This window comes from Halococcus salsus (assembly GCF_009900715.1).
Taxonomy (GTDB): domain Archaea; phylum Halobacteriota; class Halobacteria; order Halobacteriales; family Halococcaceae; genus Halococcus; species Halococcus salsus.
This window is the reverse complement of record NZ_JAAAJC010000002.1, coordinates 275,899-294,002: the sequence shown is the minus strand read 5'-3', so window position 1 is coordinate 294,002 and position 18,104 is coordinate 275,899. Positions and strand designations below refer to the sequence as shown.

The window sequence follows — 18,104 nt, the reverse complement described above, 5'->3', positions numbered from 1 at the left end:
AGCGGCATCCTCGGATCGGTTCGAAACCGGGCGGTCGGGACCGCCGTGGGTGACTTATTCGAGGTCGAAGCGGTCGTGAGTCATGACCTTGTGCCAGGCGTCGACGAAGTCCTCGACGAACTTCTCCTCGCCGTCGTCGGCCCCGTAGACCTCCGCGACGGCTCGAAGTCGGGCATTCGACCCGAAGACGAGGTCGAACCGGGTTCCCTCCCGAACGAGCTCGCCGGTGTCGCGGTCGTAGGCCTCGAAGCGGTAGTCGTCCTCGGTGGCCGACTCCCACTCCGCGTCCATCCCGAGCAGGGTCGCGAAGAAGTCGTTGGTCAGCGTTCCCGGCTCCTCGGTGAAGACACCGAGGTCGGAGCCGTCGTAGTTGGCGTCCAGCGCGCGCATCCCGCCGACCAACACCGTCATCTCGGGTGCGGTCAGGTCGAGGAGGTCGGCTCTGTCGACCAGCAGCTCCTCCGCCGGCTGGTCGGCCTCGTCCGAGCGGTAGTTCCGGAAGCCGTCGGCCTTCGGTTCGAGCGCCTCGAAGGACTCGACGTCGGTCTGCTCCTGGGAGGCGTCCGTCCGACCCGGCTCGAACGGAACCTCGATATCGTGACCGGCCTCGGCCGCCGCGTCCTCGACGGCCACGTTGCCACCGAGCACGACGAGGTCGGCGAGCGAGACTTGCGTCCCGTCGGAACGCGATTCGTTGAACTCCGTGCGGATCTCTTCGAGGGTGTCGAGCACGGTCGTCAGCTCCTCGGGGTTGTTGACCTCCCAGTTGCGCTGCGGTCGGAGCCGGATCCGGGCCCCGTTCGCGCCGCCGCGCTTGTCGCTCTTGCGGAAGGTCGAGGCCGACGCCCACGCGGTTCTGACGAGCTGGGGGATCGAGAGGTCGGACTCGCGGATCTCCGTCGCCAGCGTCTCGATCGCGTCCTCGTCGACGGTCTCGTAGTCGGCCTCGGGGATCGGGTCCTGCCAGAGCATCTCCTCGTCGGGGACTTCCTCGCCGACCATCCGGATCGGCGGGCCCATGTCGCGGTGGATCAGCTTGTACCAGGCCTTCGCGAACGACTCCTGGAACAGCTCGGGGTCCTCCTGGAACCGTTCGAGGACGTCACGGTAGTCCTCGTCGTGTTTCAGCGCCACGTCGGTCGTGAGCATCATGGGGTCGACCGTCTTCGACTGGTCGTGGGCGTCCGGCACGGAGCCCTCTAGCTCCTCGTCCTCGGGCCGCCACTGCCAGGCACCGCCGGGGCCCTTGTGGGCCTCCCACTCGGAGTCGAGCAGGTTGTCGATGTAGCCCATGTCCCACCGGGTCGGGGCGCTGTTCCACGGGCCCTCGATGCCGCCGGTGATCGTGTCCTGACCGCGGCCGGATTCGTAGTCGCTCCGCCAGCCGAGCCCCTGCTCTTCGAGGTCGGCGGCTTCGGGTTCGGGCCCGAGGTGGCTCGGGTTGTCCGCACCGTGGACCTTCCCGAACGTGTGGCCGCCGGCGATCAGCGCGACGGTCTCCTCGTCGTTCATCGCCATCTTGGTGAACGTCTGGCGGATGTTGTGCGCCGAGCCTTCGAGGTCCGGTTCGCCGTGTGGACCCTCCGGGTTGACGTAGATGAGCCCCATGACGGTGTTGGCGAGCGGGTCCACGAGGTCGTTCTCCTCGTCGAAGCGCTCCTCGGAGGTGATCTCCATCTCGTCCTCGGGGCCCCAGTCGACAGCCTCGTCGGGCATGAAGGCGTCCTCGCGGCCGCCGCCGAAGCCGTAGGTCTCAAAGCCCATCGATTCGAGCGCGACGTTCCCGGTGAGAACGATCAGGTCGGCCCACGAAAGGCTCCTGCCGTACTTCTCCTTGACCGGCCAGAGCAGGCGTCGTGCCTTGTCGAGGTTCGCGTTGTCGGGCCAGCTGTTCAGGGGTGCGAAGCGCTGGCCGGCGCGGTTCGCGCCGCCGCGACCGTCGGTCGAGCGGTAGGTGCCGGCGCTGTGCCACGCCATCCGGATCATCAGCGGGCCGTAGTGACCGTAGTCGGCCGGCCACCAGTCCTGCGAGGTGGTCAGCGTGTCCTCGATGTCCGCCTTCACCTCGTCGAGGTCGAGCTCCGCGAACGCCTCGGCGTAGTCGAACTCCTCGTCCACGGGGTCGCCGGGACGGGCGTTGTTGTCGAGAACCTCCAGCCGGAGCCGGTCCGGCCACCAGTCCTGATTGGATCCGTTCATCGACGGTTCGTTGTGGCTTTCGAAACTTAAGCTTGCCTAAATCGACAACGAAGTTTCGTTATGAGCGAAGCGATTTGTCGATCCGCGATCATCCGTCGGCGAACTCGTCCCGCTCCGCCCCTCTCGTCGACGCCGTCGACCGAGCGGAACCAAAACACCCTTCTACTTTAGGCATACCTAAAACACATGGGACGGAACACGGGCCGCGGCCGGGCACCGACACGACGGGAGTACGTGAAGTACGGCGGCGCGGTCGTCGGCGGTGGGCTGATCGCGGGCTGTAGCGACGGTTCGACCGCGAACACCTCGGCGACGAGGAACGAGACGACGAGGACGACGGGGTCCACGACGAGCGACGGTCGGTCCTACACCGTCTCGATGGCACCGGTCGGGGAGGTGCGCTTCGAGACGGTCCCCGAACGCTGGATCGCTTACGACGGTGGCTACGCGGACATGGCCGTCGCGCTCGGCCAGGCCGCCGGCATGACCGGCAGCGGCGACGCGGACCGGTACTACACCGACGTCTACGACGAGCTGCCGGGCGTGACCGTCGGTCGGGATGCGGTCGAGCGGAACCCGGAGGTGCAGACGAAGGAGCAGTTCTACGAGCTCGACAACGACGTCCACCTCTACGACCCGCGGATGCTGGTCAACTGGTTCGAGTGGAGTCAAGGGGACGTCGAGGAGATCGCCACCAACGTCGCGCCGTTCGTCGGCAACCTGATCTTCCGGCGCTCGGACGAGTGGCACGACTACCGGTACTACACCCTCTACGAGGCGTTCGAGACGGTCGCGACGGTGTTCCAACAACACGATCGCTATCGGGCGTTCGAGCGGCTCCACGAGGAGTTCATCGGAAGGGTTCGGTCACAGCTCCCGCCGGAATCCGAACGACCCGACGTCCTGCTCACCTACGAGGCGACCGACGAACCCGAGACGTTCTCGCCGTATCGGCTCACCGACACGGGCACGAGCAAGAAGCAGTGGCGCGACCTCGGGGTCACCGACGCACTCGCCGGGACCGACATCGAGAACCTCAGCACCACGAACCGCGGCGAACTGGACTACGAGACCCTCCTGGAGGTCGATCCAACGGTCCTCCTCGTTCGCGGCCACGAGCGAAAGACCGCGACCGAGTTCCGCGAGACGGTGCTCGCGTACATGGAGGACCACCCCGTCGGCAGCCAGCTCGCCGCCGTGCGAAACGGCCGTGTCTACCGCGGCGGCTACCTGAATCAGGGACCGATCCACAACCTGTTCCTGACCGAACGGGGCGCGAAGCAGATCTACCCGGAGACGTTCGGAAACGTCACCGGCGACGACCGGCTCTTCGACCGTCAGCGGGTCGCGGACATCGTCACCGGGGACTTCTGAGGCGGGCGACGCGACTCACTCGACGGCGACCGCTTCGCCGGTTGCGCTGGAGCGCTGGATGGCGTCGAGCACCCGCTGGACGGCCAGCGCCTGCTCGGGGGTGTTGCGCTCCGGCGGCGTGCCGGTCTCGATGGCCTCGGCGAAGGCGCGCTGTTCGGCCGCGATGGGGTCCACATCGCGGGTCTCGACCTCGGCGTTGACGAAGTGCGGCGCGCCGACGTCGTGGGCCTCGTGGATCGTGAGCGCCCCGCTGCCGCGGTCGAGCGTCGCCCCCGCCTCCGTGCCCTGGATCACGAACTCGTCGGTGGGTTCGCGGTCGGCCGCCCACGCGCATTCGAGCGCGATCGTCCGGCCGTCCGTGCAGGTCAGCAGGGCCGACGTGGAGTCGTCGACGTCGAAGGCCTCCGGACCGGAGTCCTCGCCCCACATGTCGAGGTAGGTGTAGTCCTCGCGACCGCCGAACTGGCTCCGCGTCTGGCCGAGCACGGTCTCGATCTCGGGGAAGTCCAGGAAGTGAAGCGCGAGGTCGATCGCGTGCACGCCGATATCGACGAGCGAGCCCCCGCCCGCCGCGTCCTTCCGCGTGAACCACGACCCGCGGCCGGGGACGCCGCGCCGGCGGACGTAGTTCGCCTCGACGTGTTTGGTCTCCCCGAACCGACCCTGGTCCTGGTAGCCCTTCACGACCTCGACGGCCGGCAGGAAGCGGTTCTTGAACCCGACCATGCAGGTCCCCGGCGCGTCCCGTGCGGCGGCGGCGATCCGTTCGGCGCTGTCGAGGCTGTGGGCGAGCGGCTTTTCGAGCAGCACGTCGAGGCCGGCGTCGAACGCCGCGACCGCCTGCTCCTCGTGGTAGCGGTTCGGCGTCGTGACGACGATCCCGTCGACCCCCGCCTCGACGAGCTCGTCGAGGTTCCCGTAGGTCGGGCGGTCGAAGCGCTCCTCGAAGCGTTCGCGCGCCGTCGCGTCGATGTCGACGCCGCCGGCGAGCCTCGCGTCGCCCTCGGTCAGCCGAGTCGCGTGGTACGACCCCCAGCTCCCGAGGCCGATGATACCGATCCGTGGTGTGTCTGCCGTCTCCATCGTTCGTTTCACCACAGCAAGGAGGGATAAGTGGCTCGTCCTCCGGTCGATACCGCTTCGTGTCCGGAGACGAGTCGACGCCGGTTCGTCGGTCAGAGGTACTCGAAGCCCTGCTCGTCGCCGTCGAAGCCGAGGCGTTCGTGCGCCCACTCGAACGGGGCGTCGTCGCGGCGGTCGTCGAGGAACTCGACGATGGTCTCGCCGACGTTCGCGCCGTAGATCGACTCGCCCGTTCGAAGCTGGTCGCGAACCGATTCGGTCCCGTGGACGTGCTCGACGAGGTCGAACATCGCCTCGCCCGTCGTCGGCGGCACGAGGAGGTTAGTGCCCGCGTCGAAGACCGTCTCCGGACGGTCGGTGTTGTAGCGCGCGGTGAGACAGACCGCCTCGTCGATGTGGTTCAGCTCCTCCTGCATGCTGCCCGAGTCGGTGAGCTCGGCGAAACACTGGCCGGACCGGAGGAACTCGTAGACGTGGGCGTGCTTCTTCCAGAGGCCCGTGAAGAGGAAGTTGTCGTGCTCGTCGTCGAGGTCGAGGATGCGATCACGAAGACCGTAGTTCTCGAGCGCGCGTTTCGTGGCCGTGAGCTCGACGAAGTTGACGTTGTAGCCCGCCTCGGCCAGCCGGACCACGCAGTCGACGATCGCCTCGAAACGGTCGGGGAGGAGGTTCGCCCGGCGGTGGATGTCGACCCGGATCCAGTCGTCGCGCTCCTCCAGGATGGGATAGACGTCGAAGACGGATTCCTCCAGGTCCTCGTCGGCCTTCATCTCGATCGCGTCGACCACGGAGTTGCCGACGACCGGGATCCGAGGCGTGCCGTCGACTTCCTCGGGGTAGCCCTCGCGCACGAGGTGCTCGCGGTTGAGTTCGGTCGGCGCGAAGTGATAGACCGAGGCTGCAGACCCCACGAAGGTGTCGTACTGCTCGGGGAACGGTTCGGTTCGGTTCAGTGACCACTCGCCGTTCCACTGGTCCTCGATGAATTTTTCGGGGTCCGTGTGGTTCTCGAAGGTCGGCGACATCCCCCGGAGGCCGGCCTCGTTGTGGGCGACGAACTGGTTGGTGGCGAACGCCCACGCCTGTGGGACGATACCGGCAGCGAGGGTGTCGCCGTGAACGATGGGCAACACGGTGGTGTCGGGGTAGTGCTCGTCGAGGTGGTCGGCGAAGCTCGCGATCCGGCTCGTGAGCTGGGCGGTCTTCTCCGAGAGCCCGCCCCGGATCCCGAGGTCGACCGCGACGCTGTCGGCGATGCCGTACTCCGCGAGGCCGTGGCCGAGGAGGTCGTCGTGATGCTGGCCGGTGTGGAGTACGAAACACGGGAGCCCCTGGCGACGCGCCGCCGTGACGACGGGGGCCTGCTTGTAGAAGTCGGGTTTCGTGGCGGTCACGACCGCCACCGCGAACCCCTCGCCCGCCACCTGGTCGGCGAGCCGGTCGTCGTACACCGTGATATCGCTCATTGCTTCGATACTGCTCCGTCGGGGATTGTAACTGTTGGTGTTGCGTCCCGCCGGACGCTCCGATCGGGTCCGGTCGACCCGCCTCAGATGTACCGTTCCCGTTTGAAGTACGCGACGAGGATCACCACGACGACGACCATCCCGAGGAGGACGGCGGGGTAGGCGAGCGGCCACGCGAGCTCGGGCATGGTCTCGAAGTTCATGCCGTAGAGACCCGTGACAAGCGTGAGCGGCAACACGACCGTGGCCACCACCGTGAGGGTCTTCATCACCTCGTTTGTCGACTGCGAGAGGGTGTTGAGGTAGATGTCGCGCGCCCCCGACGCGAGGTCGCGATAGGTGACGGTGAGCTCGACCAATTGGACGAGGTGGTCGTAGACGTCGCGGTAGTACTTCTCCGAGTCGGGCCGGATCCCGGCGGCGTCGCCACGGGCGAGCACCCCGATCGCCTCGCGGGAGGGCCAGAGCAGCCGCCGGAAGGAGAGGAGTTCGCGCCGGATCTCGTTGATCGATTCGAGTACCTCGGTGTCGGTGGGCGTTACCACCGCCTCCTCGATGGTCTCGATCCCGTCTTCGAGCTCGTCGAGGACGTCGAAGTAGCCCTCGACCATCCCGTCGATGACCCGGTAGGCGATGCGGTCCGCGCCGGTGTCGTCGTTGAGCCGGCCGTCGTGGACCAGCCCCCAGACCCGCTCGACAGCCTCGACGGGCGTCACCGAGAGCGTGACCAGCCAGTCGGAGCCGACGAACAGCCCGACGGGCGTCGTCTCGACCTCGTCGCGGAAGGCGGTGTCGCCGGGCGCGAGTCGGGCGGTCTTGAACAACACGAACGTGTAGTCCGGGTACTCCTCGGTCTTCGGTCGCACCGTGTCGATCACGTCCTCGGTCGCGAGCGGGTCGATGTCGAACGTCTCGCGGAGCTGTTGGCGTTCGTCGGGGGTCGTATCGGTCGCCCGGATCCAGGTCGTCCCGTCGGCCGCACGGACGTCCTCGATCCCGTCGCGTTCGGTGACGCCGGCGGCCGTGGCGCTCATCGCGGTGATCACGGTGTGGCCTCCGGCGCGCCCCACAGCCCGATGACCGAGAGCGTGACGCCCGCCATGATACCCGTGATCGAGAACGCTCGCCCCGGGTACGCGGCGACGATACCGACGACGTAGCCCGCGAGCCCGGTCACCGTGAGCGCGGTCCCGGCACTCAACACTCGGTTCATGCGGTCACCGACGACCCCTCGCTCGAAAAAATTTCGTGTGGTCCTCAGAGGAAGTTCAGAACCACCGAGAGGATCGCGAGGATGACGAAGACGATGATGAGGATCCGGGCGATCTCGGCGGTGAGGCCAGCGATACCCTGCGCACCGGCGACGTAGGCGATGATGGCGAGCACGATGAACACCACCGCGAGATACGCGATCGAACCGGTCTGGAGCGGCACCGCGGTGAACGCCGTGAGTGCGGCGGTCATCGGTCGTCCTCCGCTCGGTGCGTTCGCGGTACGATGCGGTCGCGGGCTGTCGGTTTCGAGAACATCACTGGCCCCGACACCCGTTCCGGTGTTGGGGGTACGGCTTGCACCCGACGGCGGTTTAAGTACTTCGAGCCGCGTTCGACAGCCTCTCGCACGCGTCTCGCGATTCCGAAGGTCTTAACAGCGCGATCGCCGAAAGGAGGCCAACTCGCAGGCGACGGGCACCGGCGGGCACCTGTTCGGTGCAGCGCGCACAACAGGACGGTATGTGGCCTGCGCGGTCGAGACCGCGTGGCTGAACCACCAACGCCCGGAGGCATATCATGGCACGAAGCTTCTATTCACACATCGGCGACGCGTGGCACGACCCCGAAAACGAGATGCAGGCCGAGCTCCAGTGGCGACGCCTCCAGGAGTGGCGGCAGGAGGGCGCCATCGAGCGTATCGAGCGCCCGACCCGACTCGACCGGGCGCGCTCGCTCGGCTACAAGGCCAAACAGGGGATCGTCCTCGCGCGGGTCGCGGTCCGCAAGGGCACGGCGCGCAAACAGCGCCACACCGCGGGCCGACGAACCAAGCGCCAGGGCGTCAACCGCGTCACGCGCCGGAAGTCCATCCAGCGCATCGGCGAGGAGCGCGCCAGCCGGAAGTTCCGCAACCTCCGCGTCCTGAACTCCTATCCGGTGGGCCAGGACGGGAGCCAGAAGTGGTTCGAGGTGATCCTCGTCGACCCCGAACACCCCGCGATCGAGAACGACGACGACCTCTCGTGGATCTGTGACGACTCCCACCGCGGCCGGGCGTTCCGCGGCCTCACCAGCGCCGGCACGCAGGGCCGCGGCCTCGGCGAGAAGGGCAAGGGCGCGGAGCACACCCGTCCGAGCATCAACAGCGACCGCAACCGCGGCAAGTAAGCCGACCCCTTTTCGGTCGCGAGCGTCTTTCATCGCTATGAGTCACGACGCCGCGACCCGTCAGTCAGAAACGCTCACGATGTACGCGGACTACGTCTGTCCGTTCTGTTATCTGGGGGAGGCCTCGCTCGAACGGTACCGAAGCGAGCGCGACGAACCGCTCGACGTCGAGTGGCACCCGTTCGACCTTCGAGCGGGCAAGCGCGGCCCCGACGGCGAGATAGACACCGACGCCGACGACGGCAAGGACGAGGACTACTACGCCCAGGCGCGCGAGAACGTCGAACGCCTGCAGGCGGAGTACGACGTCGAGATGTCCCTCACGCTCGCGACGGACGTCGACTCGAAACCCGCCCAGCAGGCCGCGCTGTTCGTTCGCGAGCGGTACCCCGAGCAGTTCGAGGAATTCCACGAAGCCGTCTTCGACGCGCTCTGGCAGGACGAGCGCGACATCGGCGATTCGGACGTTCTCGCCGACCTCGCCGACGGTCTCGACATCTCGACCGACGAGCTCCGCGAGGCGGTCGAGGACCCCGAACGCGAGGCCGACCTCGAAGCGCGGTTCGCCGACGCCCAGCAGGTCGGGGTCACGGGCGTTCCGACGTTCGCCTACGACGGCCACGCCGCCCGCGGCGCGGTCCCGCCCGAACACCTCCGACGACTGGTCGAGGGCTGAGAACGATCAGACCCGCGGACGGAGTCGACGCATCAGCCGCGAGGCGTTCTTCCTGGCCTCGCCAGGGTGGGGGAGTCCGAACCGATAGCGGACCTCGTCCTGACGCTTCAACGGTTCGAACACGCGGGGCTCGGTGAGGTCGCGGATCTCGCAGGGGTCGGCGCGCATCCCCGAGCGCGCGACGATCGCGTTGGTCGCCCGGCGGGCGGCCTCGTTCGCGCCCTCCATACAGGCCAGGTCGGTGTTGGTGTGGACGTAGTCGGCGGCGAGGGTCAGGTTCTCGATCTCGGTGTCGGCCTCGGGTCGGTGGTGGAGCGAGCCGACCGTGTTCACGAGCAGGGGTTCCTCGTTCTCCATTCCGTCCTCCGTGGGGCTGAGCGCGGGGTCGAGCGCCCAGTCGTAGACGTTCTCCTCGGTGAGTCCCTCGTGCTCGCGGTCGAGGTGGGCGGTGAGCTGGACCCAGACCTCCTCGCGGACTTCCTCCGGGCTGCACTCCGTCGCGGGTTTGTCGTGGACCATGCCCGGTGTGTTCCAGTCCGAGACGATGACCGAGAGCACCCCGCCCACCGCGCCGTCGGTGCGTTCGCGGAGGTCGTAGTCGTCCCAGAACTGCTGTTGGGAGATCGAGGTCAGCGCCCACGGCGAGTCGGGGTAGATCTGGTGGCCGTGCGCCAGCGGTACGTCCTCTCGGAGGAAGAACTGGATGCCGTTCATCCAGGCGGTGTCGAGCTGTTCGATCCCGGCGAGTGACGGCGCGGCCCGAACCAGGTCGTCGGTCACCAGGTTCGCCATGACTTCCACCGGGAGCGCCGCGACGTAGTAGTCGGCCTCGATCCCGTGTTCCTCGCCGTCGGTCTCGACGGTCGCGCCGGTGACCCGCCGGCCGTCACACGCGATCCGGGTGAGCCGGTGGCCGGGGTGGAGGGCCACCCCGAGCGAGTCGAGGTAGTCCGTCCAGGGGTCGATCCAGGCCTCGCTGGTGGGACCCGAGAGGATACGCTCGGCGTCGAGCGACGGGTCGAGCGCGCCCCGCAGCAGCTGGATGTAGATCTTGCTCACGGTACGGGCGCTCGCGCGTTTCGGGTCGAGCGCGACCAACAGTTGCGTACTCCGGCCGAGGTTCCGCCGGTAGCCCTCGGAGAAGTCGTCGGCGTCGATGAACTCTCACCACGTCACGGCCTCGAACTCCTCCTCGACCCGCTCCCGACAGCTCGTGGCCACCACGAGGAGGCGTTCGAGGAAGAAGCCCGCCTCGGCCCCCGAGACTCCGTCGCCGGCGATCCCGGGTTTCAGCTGTCCTACCCACTCGTCCGGCGTGCGCGGCGTTCGCGTCGAGGAGACGACCTCGTCGTCGGTCACGGAGCCGATGAGGGTCTCCGAGGTCGGCACCAGGTTGTCGGCCACCGAGCCGTCGCCGTCCGGGATCCGGGCCATCGTGTCCGTTACGTGCCAGTAGAACCCGGGGAAGAAACGGAACCCGTGCTCGCCGGGGAGCGTGGGACCGTCGTCGAACGCCGCGGGCACGCTCCGGGCCTTGCCGCCGAAGCGGTCGTTGGCCTCGTAGACCGCGACGTCGAAACCGCGCTCGCCGAGCTCCTGGGCCGCGCTCAGCCCGCCGATACCCCCGCCGAGAACCGCCACCGTCGGTGTCGCTCCCTCGTTCATGGTCGAATGGTCGCCGTACGTTCTCCGGCGGATAATACGTTGTGCTGTGGGTGGCGGCTTCCGGAATCGCCGTCGACGCAAGCGCCACCGCTAAGTAACACTCGATGATATCACTCGGTATGAGCACTCTCGGGACGGTCGACCGACGGCTCCTTGACGGCCACGTCCATCCGAACCGCGGGGCCACCACGCAGGCTGGCGAGGTTCACCCCGAGCACGACCCGTTCCGGGCCACCGTCGACGCGCTCGCGGAACGTGTGACGAGGGGCGAATGACCCGCCGACCGGCACCGGTCTCGCCGCCGGTCTGTCTCACGATCGCGACCAGCGACTCCGGTGGCGGCGCGGGGATCCAGGCCGACCTCAAGACGATGGAGGCCTGCGGCGCGTTCGGAACCAGCGTGGTCTGTGCGACCACCGCCCAGAACACCCGCGGTGTGAACTCGATCCACGTCCTCCCGACCGAGGAGATCGACGCCCAGTACGAGGCTATCGCCACCGACTTCGACCTCGGAGGGGTCAAGACCGGGATGCTGGCGACCGGCGAGGTCGTCGAGCGGGTCACCGAGTACGCCCGCGACCTCGACGCGCCGCTCGTCGTGGACCCGGTGATGGTCGCGGCCTCGGGCGACCGCCTGCTCGAATCCGATGCCGAGGCGGCCTACGAGGCCCTGATCGCCGAGGCTACCCTCGTCACGCCGAACGCCGACGAGTGCGCGGTCCTCACCGGGACCGAGCCGACCGACGAGGCGAGCGCGCGCGAGGTCGGCGAGGAACTGGTCGAGTTGGGTGCCGACGCGGCACTCGTCAAGGGCGGGCACGTCCCGACGGACGACGAAATGGTGCGTGACATCCTCGTCACCGCCGACGGACACGAGACGTTCGAGCAGCCGCGGGTCGAGAGCGAGGCGACCCACGGCTCGGGCTGTACCCTCTCCAGTGCGGTCACGGCCCACCTCGCCCGCGGCGACTCGCTCGACGGGGCCGTCGAGGCCGGGCTCTCGCTGATGGCGCGCGCCATCCGTTACCCGCTCGACGTCGGCGAGGGGCCCGGCGCGGTCCACCACCTCGTCGACCTCCGGGAGCGTGCGGCGCGGGAGCCGACCGCCGAGGCCGTCGCGAACTGCGTCGAGCACCTCGTCGAGCGTGACGTCTCGCCCATCGTACCGGAGGTCGGGATGAACGTCGTCGGCGCGACGCCGTACGCCGAGGCCCCCACCGAGACCGCCGCGGTCGAGGGGCGGATCACCCGGACCCTGTCGGGCATACGGCCGAATCGTGGGGTCCGCTTCGGCGCGTCGAGCCACGTCGCCCGGTTCCTGCTCGCCGCCCGCGAGTTCAGTAGTGAGTACCGGTTCGCCGCGAACTGCCGGTTCGACGACCGGATCGAGGCCGCGCTCGCCGACCTCGACTGGGCGGTCGGTGAGTACGACCGAAGCGAGGAGCCCGAGACCGTGAAGACGCGCGAGGGGAACACGATGGGCTGGGGGACGCGCCGAGCGTTCGAGACGAGCGAGGGGGTTCCGATAGCTATCGTCGACCGCGGCGAGGTCGGCAAGGAGGCGATGACGAAACTCCTCGCCGAGGACGGCGAGACGCTGGCCGAGCGGCTGACCGCGCTGTGCGACGCGCTCGAATCGGCCGAGTAACCGGTGTGCTATTTCCGTGTTCGGTAGGGCACCATTTCGTGTCGAATCTCGCCAGAGGGGGTCGTCGTTACCGGGTCGAGAGCCACCGGCTGTAGGCGTTTCTGGTCGCCAGCACGGCGAACAGTGCGATCCCGGCCGCCGCCACGCCGGGAACCGGGTTCGTGAGGCCGTACGCCAGCCCCCGACCGAACGCGCTCCCGAGCCAGCCGAACACCAGCTGTGAGGGCATCGCGTCGAGCCCGGCGACGACGACCGCCGCGACGCCCGTCGCGAACAGCCCGCTGCCGGCGGCCGAGTAGACCGCGAACTTCCCCGGGTGCATCCCCGCGATCCCCGCCGGAACCGAGATGATAGACCGGACGACCGGCAGCAGCCGCCCCCAACAGACCGAGGACTCGCCCCAGCGCCGGAACCACCGGCGGGCGCGTTCGACCTCGTCGGCCGAGACGTGGACGTACGCCCCGTAGCGGTCGATCACCGGCTGGTAGGCCCTATCGAAGACGTAGTAGGCGAACAGGCTCCCGGCGGTCGCGCCGGCGGTCACGACCAGCACGAACGCGAGAAAGCTCGCGGGGCCCGTGACCAGCGCCGCGGCCCCCACCGGGAGGACGAGCTCGCTCGGGACGAACGGGAAGGTGAGGGAGGTCTCACAGAACATGAACACGAACAGCACTATTAGTCCATAATCGGTCACGAGCCCGACCGCTGCCTCCCCGATGCCGGCGACCATCACCCGACCTACCAGGGTAGCCAATTTGGCGTTTTCCCATTCCGGCGAACCGAACCCGACCGAGTCGCATCGGGCCGGGGCCGAGCCACGGAACCCACAGGTTTTAGCGCGCGGCTCGCTCGGATCGGGATATGCCGGAGGGAATCGTCGGGGAGTTTCTTTCGCTCAAGGCCGAAACCGATGCCGATCTACTGGCGATGCAGTGCGGCGATTTCTACGAGTTCTTCGCCGACGACGCCGAGTTCGTCGGTCGGGAGCTCGACCTCACCGTCTCGCAGAAGGGGGCCCACGGCTCGTCGTATCCGATGGCGGGCGTACCGCTGACCGAACTCACGCCATATCTCAAGGTGCTCGTCGAGCGTGGCTTTCGCGTGGCGGTCGCCGACCAGTACGAGACCGACGGCGGCCACGCCCGCCGGATCGAACGCGTCGTGACCCCGGGCACCCTGCTCGAAACCACCGACGCCGAGGCGCGCTACCTCGCGGCGGTCGTCCGGGAGGGCGAAGGCTACGGCCTCGCGTTCGCGGACGTCACCACGGGAAAGTTCCACGCCACCGAGGTCGGCGGCGACGTCGAGGACGTCCTCACCGAGTGCTACCGCTTCGCGCCCGCCGAGATACTGCCCGGACCAGAGGTGCGCGGCGATGACGCGCTTCTCGAACGGCTCCGTGGGACGGAGGCGTCGCTCTCGCTCCACGCCACCGAGGCGTTCGAGCCGGGTCGGGCGCGCACGGTGGTCGACGACCAGTTCGGCGCGGCGGCGCTTTCGAGCGTCGGCCTCGCCGATTCGACGGGCGCGATCCGGGCGGCGGGCGCGGTGCTCTCGTACGTCGAGGACACCGGTATCGGGGTCCTCGCCTCGATGACGCGCCTCCAGCCCTACGCGACCGAGGGCGTGACGCTCGACGCCACCACCCAGCGCAACCTCGAACTCACCGAGACGATGGGCGAGGGCGGGCGGGCGCTGTTCGACGTCGTCGACCACACGACCACGAGCGGCGGCGGTCGCCTCCTCCGGGAGTGGCTCTGCCGACCGACGCAGGACGTTGCGGAACTCGAACGGCGGGCCGACGGGGTCGACGCGCTCGCCCGCGAGGCGCTCGCCCGCGAACGCCTCCGCGAAACGCTCGCCGACGGCTACGATGCCGAACGGCTGGCGAGCAAGGCGGTCTCGGGGAGCGCCGACGCCCGGGACCTCGTCCGGGTGCGCGAGACGCTCGCGGTGGCCGCCGCGGCCGCGGCCGTCGTCGAGGACTCGGCGCTCGCCGACTCCCCCCTCGCGGACGTCCTCACTCGGTTCGACCGGGAGGCCGGCGCGGCGCTTCGCGAGGAACTCGACGAGGCCATCGCCGACGATCCGCCCGCCACGGTTCGCGAGGGGAGCCTCTTTCAGCGGGGCTACGACGACGAGTTGGACGAACTGATCACGGGCCACGAGGAAGCACTCGACTGGATCGACGGGCTCGCCGACCGTGAGAAGGGGAAGTATGGAATCACCCACCTCTCGACCGGCCGGAACAAGACGGACGGCTACTACATCCAGGTCGGGCACTCGGAGACCGACGCGGTACCCGACGAGTACCAGGAGATAAAGTCGCTGAAGAACGCGAAGCGCTACACGACCGACGAACTGGAGGAGCGCGAACGCGAGGTGCTCAGGTTCGAGGAGAAACGAAGCGACCTCGAATACGAACTGTTCTGTGCTCTTCGCGAGCGGGTCGGTGAGCAAGCCGAACTCCTGCAGGACGTGGGTCGGGCGCTCGCCGAGTGCGACTGCCTCGCGAGCCTCGCGGTCCACGCCGTCGAGAACGACTGGACGCGACCCGAGCTGGTTGGCTCAGGGATCGACATCGAGGCGGGTCGTCATCCGGTGGTCGAACACGACGTCGAGTTCGTCCCGAACGATCTTTCACTTACTGACGACCGCGGGTTCCTCGTGGTGACGGGCCCGAACATGTCGGGGAAGTCGACCTACATGCGACAGAGCGCGCTGATCACGTTGCTCGCCCAGATCGGGAGTTTCGTGCCCGCTCGAAGCGCCCGGATTTCACCGGTGGACGGCATCTACACCCGCGTGGGCGCGCTCGACGAACTCGCGCAGGGCCGCTCGACGTTCATGGTCGAGATGAGCGAGCTCGCGAACATCCTCCACTCCGCCACCGAGGACTCGCTCGTCATTCTGGACGAGGTTGGTCGTGGGACGGCGACCTACGACGGCATCTCGATCGCCTGGGCCGCGACGGAGTACCTCCACAACGAGGTCCGGGCGAAGACGCTGTTCGCGACTCACTACCACGAACTGACAGGACTAGCCGAACACCTCGACCGTGTCGCGAACGTCCACGTCGCGGCGGACGAGCATGGCGATGAGGTGACGTTCCTGCGGACCGTCGAGGAGGGCCCGACCGACCGCTCCTACGGGGTCCACGTCGCCGACATGGCCGGCGTGCCGGGACCGGTGGTCGAGCGTTCGCGCGACGTGCTCGCGAAACTCCGGGCGGAGAAGGCGATCGAGGCGCGTGGATCGACCAGTGAACCCGTCCAGACCGTCTTCGACCTCGGCTCGGGCTCGTTCCGTGGCTCCGCGAGCGCCGACGGCGGGCAAGCGTCCGCGGACGACCAGACGAGCAACCCCGAACGCGACCCGGCCGAGGAATCGGTGCTCGACGCGCTTCGCGACACCGACATCGGCGAGACATCCCCCGTAGAACTGATGGGTAAAGTCGAGGGCTGGCAACGGGAGCTGGACGATGAGTGAGTCCGGCGAGAGCGAGATCCGGCGGCTCGACCAGTCCACGATCGAGCGCATCGCGGCCGGCGAGGTGGTCGAGCGACCCGCGTCGGTGGTCAAGGAGCTCGTCGAGAACAGCCTCGACGCCGACGCCTCGCGGGTCCGGGTCACGGTCGAGCGCGGCGGCAAGGACGGGATCCGCGTCACCGACGACGGCACCGGGATGACCCGCGAGAACGTCGAGCGCGCCGTCGAGAAACACACCACGAGCAAGATCGGCGACATCTCGGACCTCGAAGCCGGGGTGCGGAGCTTGGGCTTTCGGGGCGAGGCGCTCGCGGCCATCGGCGCGGTCGCGCGGGTCACGATCCGCACCAAACCCCGAGGTGCGAGCCGTGGCATCGAACTCCGGCTGGCCGGCGGCGAGGTCGAAACTGTGGAACCGGCGGGTTGTCCGGAGGGCACCACCGTCGAGGTTTCGGACCTGTTCTACAACGTCCCTGCGCGCCGGAAGTACCTGAAGCGCGACGCGACGGAGTTTTCGCACGTCAATCGGGTGGCGACGGGTTACGCGCTCTCGAATCCCGACCTCGCGCTGGTGCTCGAACACGACGACCGCGAGGTGTTCTCGACCACGGGGCAGGGCAGCCTCGAAGCCACGGTCCTCTCGGTCTACGGCCGCGAGGTCGCCGAGGCGATGGTCGAAGTGGAGGGCGCGGACCTTCCGGACGGCCCGCTCGACGGCGTCACGGGCGTCGTGAGCCATCCGGAGACGAACCGCACGAGCCCCGAACACTGCTCGACCTTCATCAACGGTCGGTACGTGACCGCGCGCGCCGTCAGAGATGCCGTGGTCGAGGCTTACGGCGACCAACTCGCGCCCGACCGCTACCCGTTCGCGGTGGTCTTCCTCTCGATCTCGCCCGAATCGGTCGACGTCAACGTCCACCCCCGGAAGCTCGAGGTCCGCTTCGCCGACGAGTCCGGCGCGACGGAGCAGGTGAAGAGCGCCGTTAGAACCGCTCTCCTCGACGCGGGGCTCGTCCGGTCGGGCGCGCCGCGCGGCCGGTCGGCCCCGGAGCAGACCGAAATCGAACCCGGTGACGACGGTGCCACGAACAGCGCCGAACCGTCGTCGACATCGCGGGATACGAACGCCGAGGTGTCGCGGACGGGGCCATCGACCACGGACCCGGAGCCGGCCGAACCCACCGAACCCGAGACGAGCCCGACCACCGCACACGACTCGGAGTCGGAGGCGACCCCTGCCGAAACGGCGTCGGCCGACCCCTCGATGGAGTCCTCGGCGGGCCCCGCCGCTCCGTCGAGCCAGCGCGACCAGGGAGACGACGGTTCGTCGACGCTGCCGGAGCCGTCGAACCGTTCCGAAGAGACAGGGCGCTCGCCGGTCGAGGCCGACCGGAAGTTCTCGGGCGGGGAGACACAGACCACGCTCGATGGCGACCGCGTGGCCGACGACGCCGACTTCGACAGCCTGCCGCCGCTCCGCGTGCTCGGCCAGCTTCACGACACCTACGTGGTCTGTGAGTCGCCCGACGGCCTCCTGCTGGTCGACCAGCACGCCGCCGACGAGCGGGTCAACTACGAACGCCTCCGCGAGCGCTTCGCCGGCGACACCGGGATCCAGCGGCTCTCGACACCCATCGAGATCGAGCTCACACCCGCGGAGACCGAACTCTTCGCCGAGTTCGAGGACGCGCTCGCGGGCCTCGGCTTCCGTGCCGACCTCGACGATGGCCGGGTCGACGTGACGGCCGTGCCGGCGGTGCTCGCGGGTGCGGCGGACCCCGAGCTCCTGCGCGACGCGCTCTCGGCGCTCGTCCGGGACGGGAACGCGAACGACACGGTCGAGGCCTCGGCCGACGCGCTGCTCGCGGACCTCGCCTGCTACCCCTCCGTCACGGGCAACACCTCGCTCACCGAGGGCTCCGTGATGGAGCTCCTCGCCAGCCTCGACGCCTGCGAGAACCCCTACGCCTGTCCTCACGGCCGCCCCGTGGTGGTCGAGATCGGCGAGACGGCGCTCGCGGACCGCTTCGAACGCGACTACCCCGGTCACGCCGGCCGTCGGATCGGGGAGTCGGAGCAGTAGCTTCGTTCGAACCTCCCATCGGCTGATATACGATGGG

The 18,104-nt window shown here is 68.5% G+C and carries 14 protein-coding genes and 1 pseudogene; 7 read left to right on the top strand and 8 right to left on the bottom strand.

The window, feature by feature from the left end; all coding sequences use genetic code 11:
- Window positions 1-54: 54 nt before the first annotated feature.
- Window positions 55-2,199, bottom strand: a complete 2,145-nt coding sequence (gene katG, locus GT355_RS08570; protein ID WP_160134263.1) for a catalase/peroxidase HPI — start codon at window positions 2,197-2,199, stop codon at window positions 55-57.
- A gap of 186 nt (window positions 2,200-2,385) precedes the next feature.
- Here katG and GT355_RS08565 point away from each other — a divergent pair, with 186 nt between their 5' ends.
- Window positions 2,386-3,573: an ABC transporter substrate-binding protein gene (locus GT355_RS08565; protein WP_160134262.1), complete on the top strand. Its 1,188-nt coding sequence runs from the start codon at window positions 2,386-2,388 to the stop codon at window positions 3,571-3,573.
- A gap of 15 nt (window positions 3,574-3,588) precedes the next feature.
- Here GT355_RS08565 and GT355_RS08560 read toward each other — a convergent pair whose 3' ends face one another.
- The 5 genes from GT355_RS08560 to GT355_RS08545 all read right to left on the bottom strand — a co-directional run bounded on the left by GT355_RS08560 (window position 3,589) and on the right by GT355_RS08545 (window position 7,586).
- The gene (locus GT355_RS08560) at window positions 3,589-4,656 is read right to left on the bottom strand and encodes a Gfo/Idh/MocA family protein (RefSeq protein ID WP_160134261.1); all 1,068 of its coding nucleotides are present in this window, start codon (window positions 4,654-4,656) and stop codon (window positions 3,589-3,591) included.
- A gap of 92 nt (window positions 4,657-4,748) precedes the next feature.
- Window positions 4,749-6,122 (bottom strand): UDP-N-acetyl glucosamine 2-epimerase, encoded by a 1,374-nt coding sequence (locus GT355_RS08555; RefSeq protein ID WP_160134260.1) that lies wholly within the window; start codon window positions 6,120-6,122, stop codon window positions 4,749-4,751.
- A gap of 83 nt (window positions 6,123-6,205) precedes the next feature.
- Entirely contained in the window at window positions 6,206-7,168 is a 963-nt protein-coding gene (corA, locus tag GT355_RS08550; protein ID WP_420825964.1) for a magnesium/cobalt transporter CorA, read from the bottom strand.
- Complete coding sequence (locus GT355_RS18020) at window positions 7,165-7,335, bottom strand: hypothetical protein (protein ID WP_192927989.1); 171 nt, start codon at window positions 7,333-7,335, stop codon at window positions 7,165-7,167. The genes corA and GT355_RS18020 overlap by 4 nt, the downstream gene beginning before the upstream one ends.
- A gap of 44 nt (window positions 7,336-7,379) precedes the next feature.
- The gene (locus tag GT355_RS08545) at window positions 7,380-7,586 is read right to left on the bottom strand and encodes a DUF1328 family protein (protein ID WP_120074483.1); all 207 of its coding nucleotides are present in this window, start codon (window positions 7,584-7,586) and stop codon (window positions 7,380-7,382) included.
- Window positions 7,587-7,912: 326 nt separating this feature from the next.
- Here GT355_RS08545 and GT355_RS08540 point away from each other — a divergent pair, with 326 nt between their 5' ends.
- Both GT355_RS08540 and GT355_RS08535 read left to right on the top strand, forming a co-directional pair.
- Window positions 7,913-8,503: a 50S ribosomal protein L15e gene (locus GT355_RS08540; protein ID WP_120074481.1), complete on the top strand. Its 591-nt coding sequence runs from the start codon at window positions 7,913-7,915 to the stop codon at window positions 8,501-8,503.
- 37 nt (window positions 8,504-8,540) lie between these two features.
- Window positions 8,541-9,179: a DsbA family oxidoreductase gene (locus GT355_RS08535; RefSeq protein WP_160134258.1), complete on the top strand. Its 639-nt coding sequence runs from the start codon at window positions 8,541-8,543 to the stop codon at window positions 9,177-9,179.
- 6 nt (window positions 9,180-9,185) lie between these two features.
- On the opposite strand, the pseudogene GT355_RS08530 reads toward GT355_RS08535, so the two are convergent.
- Window positions 9,186-10,844 (bottom strand): annotated as a pseudogene (locus tag GT355_RS08530) (hydroxysqualene dehydroxylase).
- A gap of 119 nt (window positions 10,845-10,963) precedes the next feature.
- On the opposite strand from GT355_RS08530, the gene GT355_RS08525 reads away from it, so the two are divergent.
- Window positions 10,964-11,119, top strand: a complete 156-nt coding sequence (locus GT355_RS08525; protein WP_160134257.1) for an AIR synthase — start codon at window positions 10,964-10,966, stop codon at window positions 11,117-11,119.
- Window positions 11,116-12,492 carry a bifunctional hydroxymethylpyrimidine kinase/phosphomethylpyrimidine kinase gene (gene thiD, locus GT355_RS08520; protein WP_160134256.1) on the top strand — a complete coding sequence of 459 codons (1,377 nt, stop codon included), beginning with the start codon at window positions 11,116-11,118 and terminating at the stop codon, window positions 12,490-12,492. The genes GT355_RS08525 and thiD overlap by 4 nt, the downstream gene beginning before the upstream one ends.
- A 67-nt stretch (window positions 12,493-12,559) precedes the next feature.
- Here thiD and GT355_RS08515 read toward each other — a convergent pair whose 3' ends face one another.
- Window positions 12,560-13,222, bottom strand: a complete 663-nt coding sequence (locus GT355_RS08515; protein ID WP_160134255.1) for a DedA family protein — start codon at window positions 13,220-13,222, stop codon at window positions 12,560-12,562.
- A 131-nt stretch (window positions 13,223-13,353) separates the two neighbouring features.
- On the opposite strand from GT355_RS08515, the gene mutS reads away from it, so the two are divergent.
- Entirely contained in the window at window positions 13,354-15,981 is a 2,628-nt protein-coding gene (gene mutS, locus GT355_RS08510) for a DNA mismatch repair protein MutS (protein WP_160134254.1), read from the top strand.
- Window positions 15,974-18,067 (top strand): DNA mismatch repair endonuclease MutL, encoded by a 2,094-nt coding sequence (gene mutL, locus GT355_RS08505; RefSeq protein WP_160134253.1) that lies wholly within the window; start codon window positions 15,974-15,976, stop codon window positions 18,065-18,067. Before mutS ends, mutL begins: the two co-directional genes overlap by 8 nt.
- Window positions 18,068-18,104 lie beyond the last annotated feature (37 nt).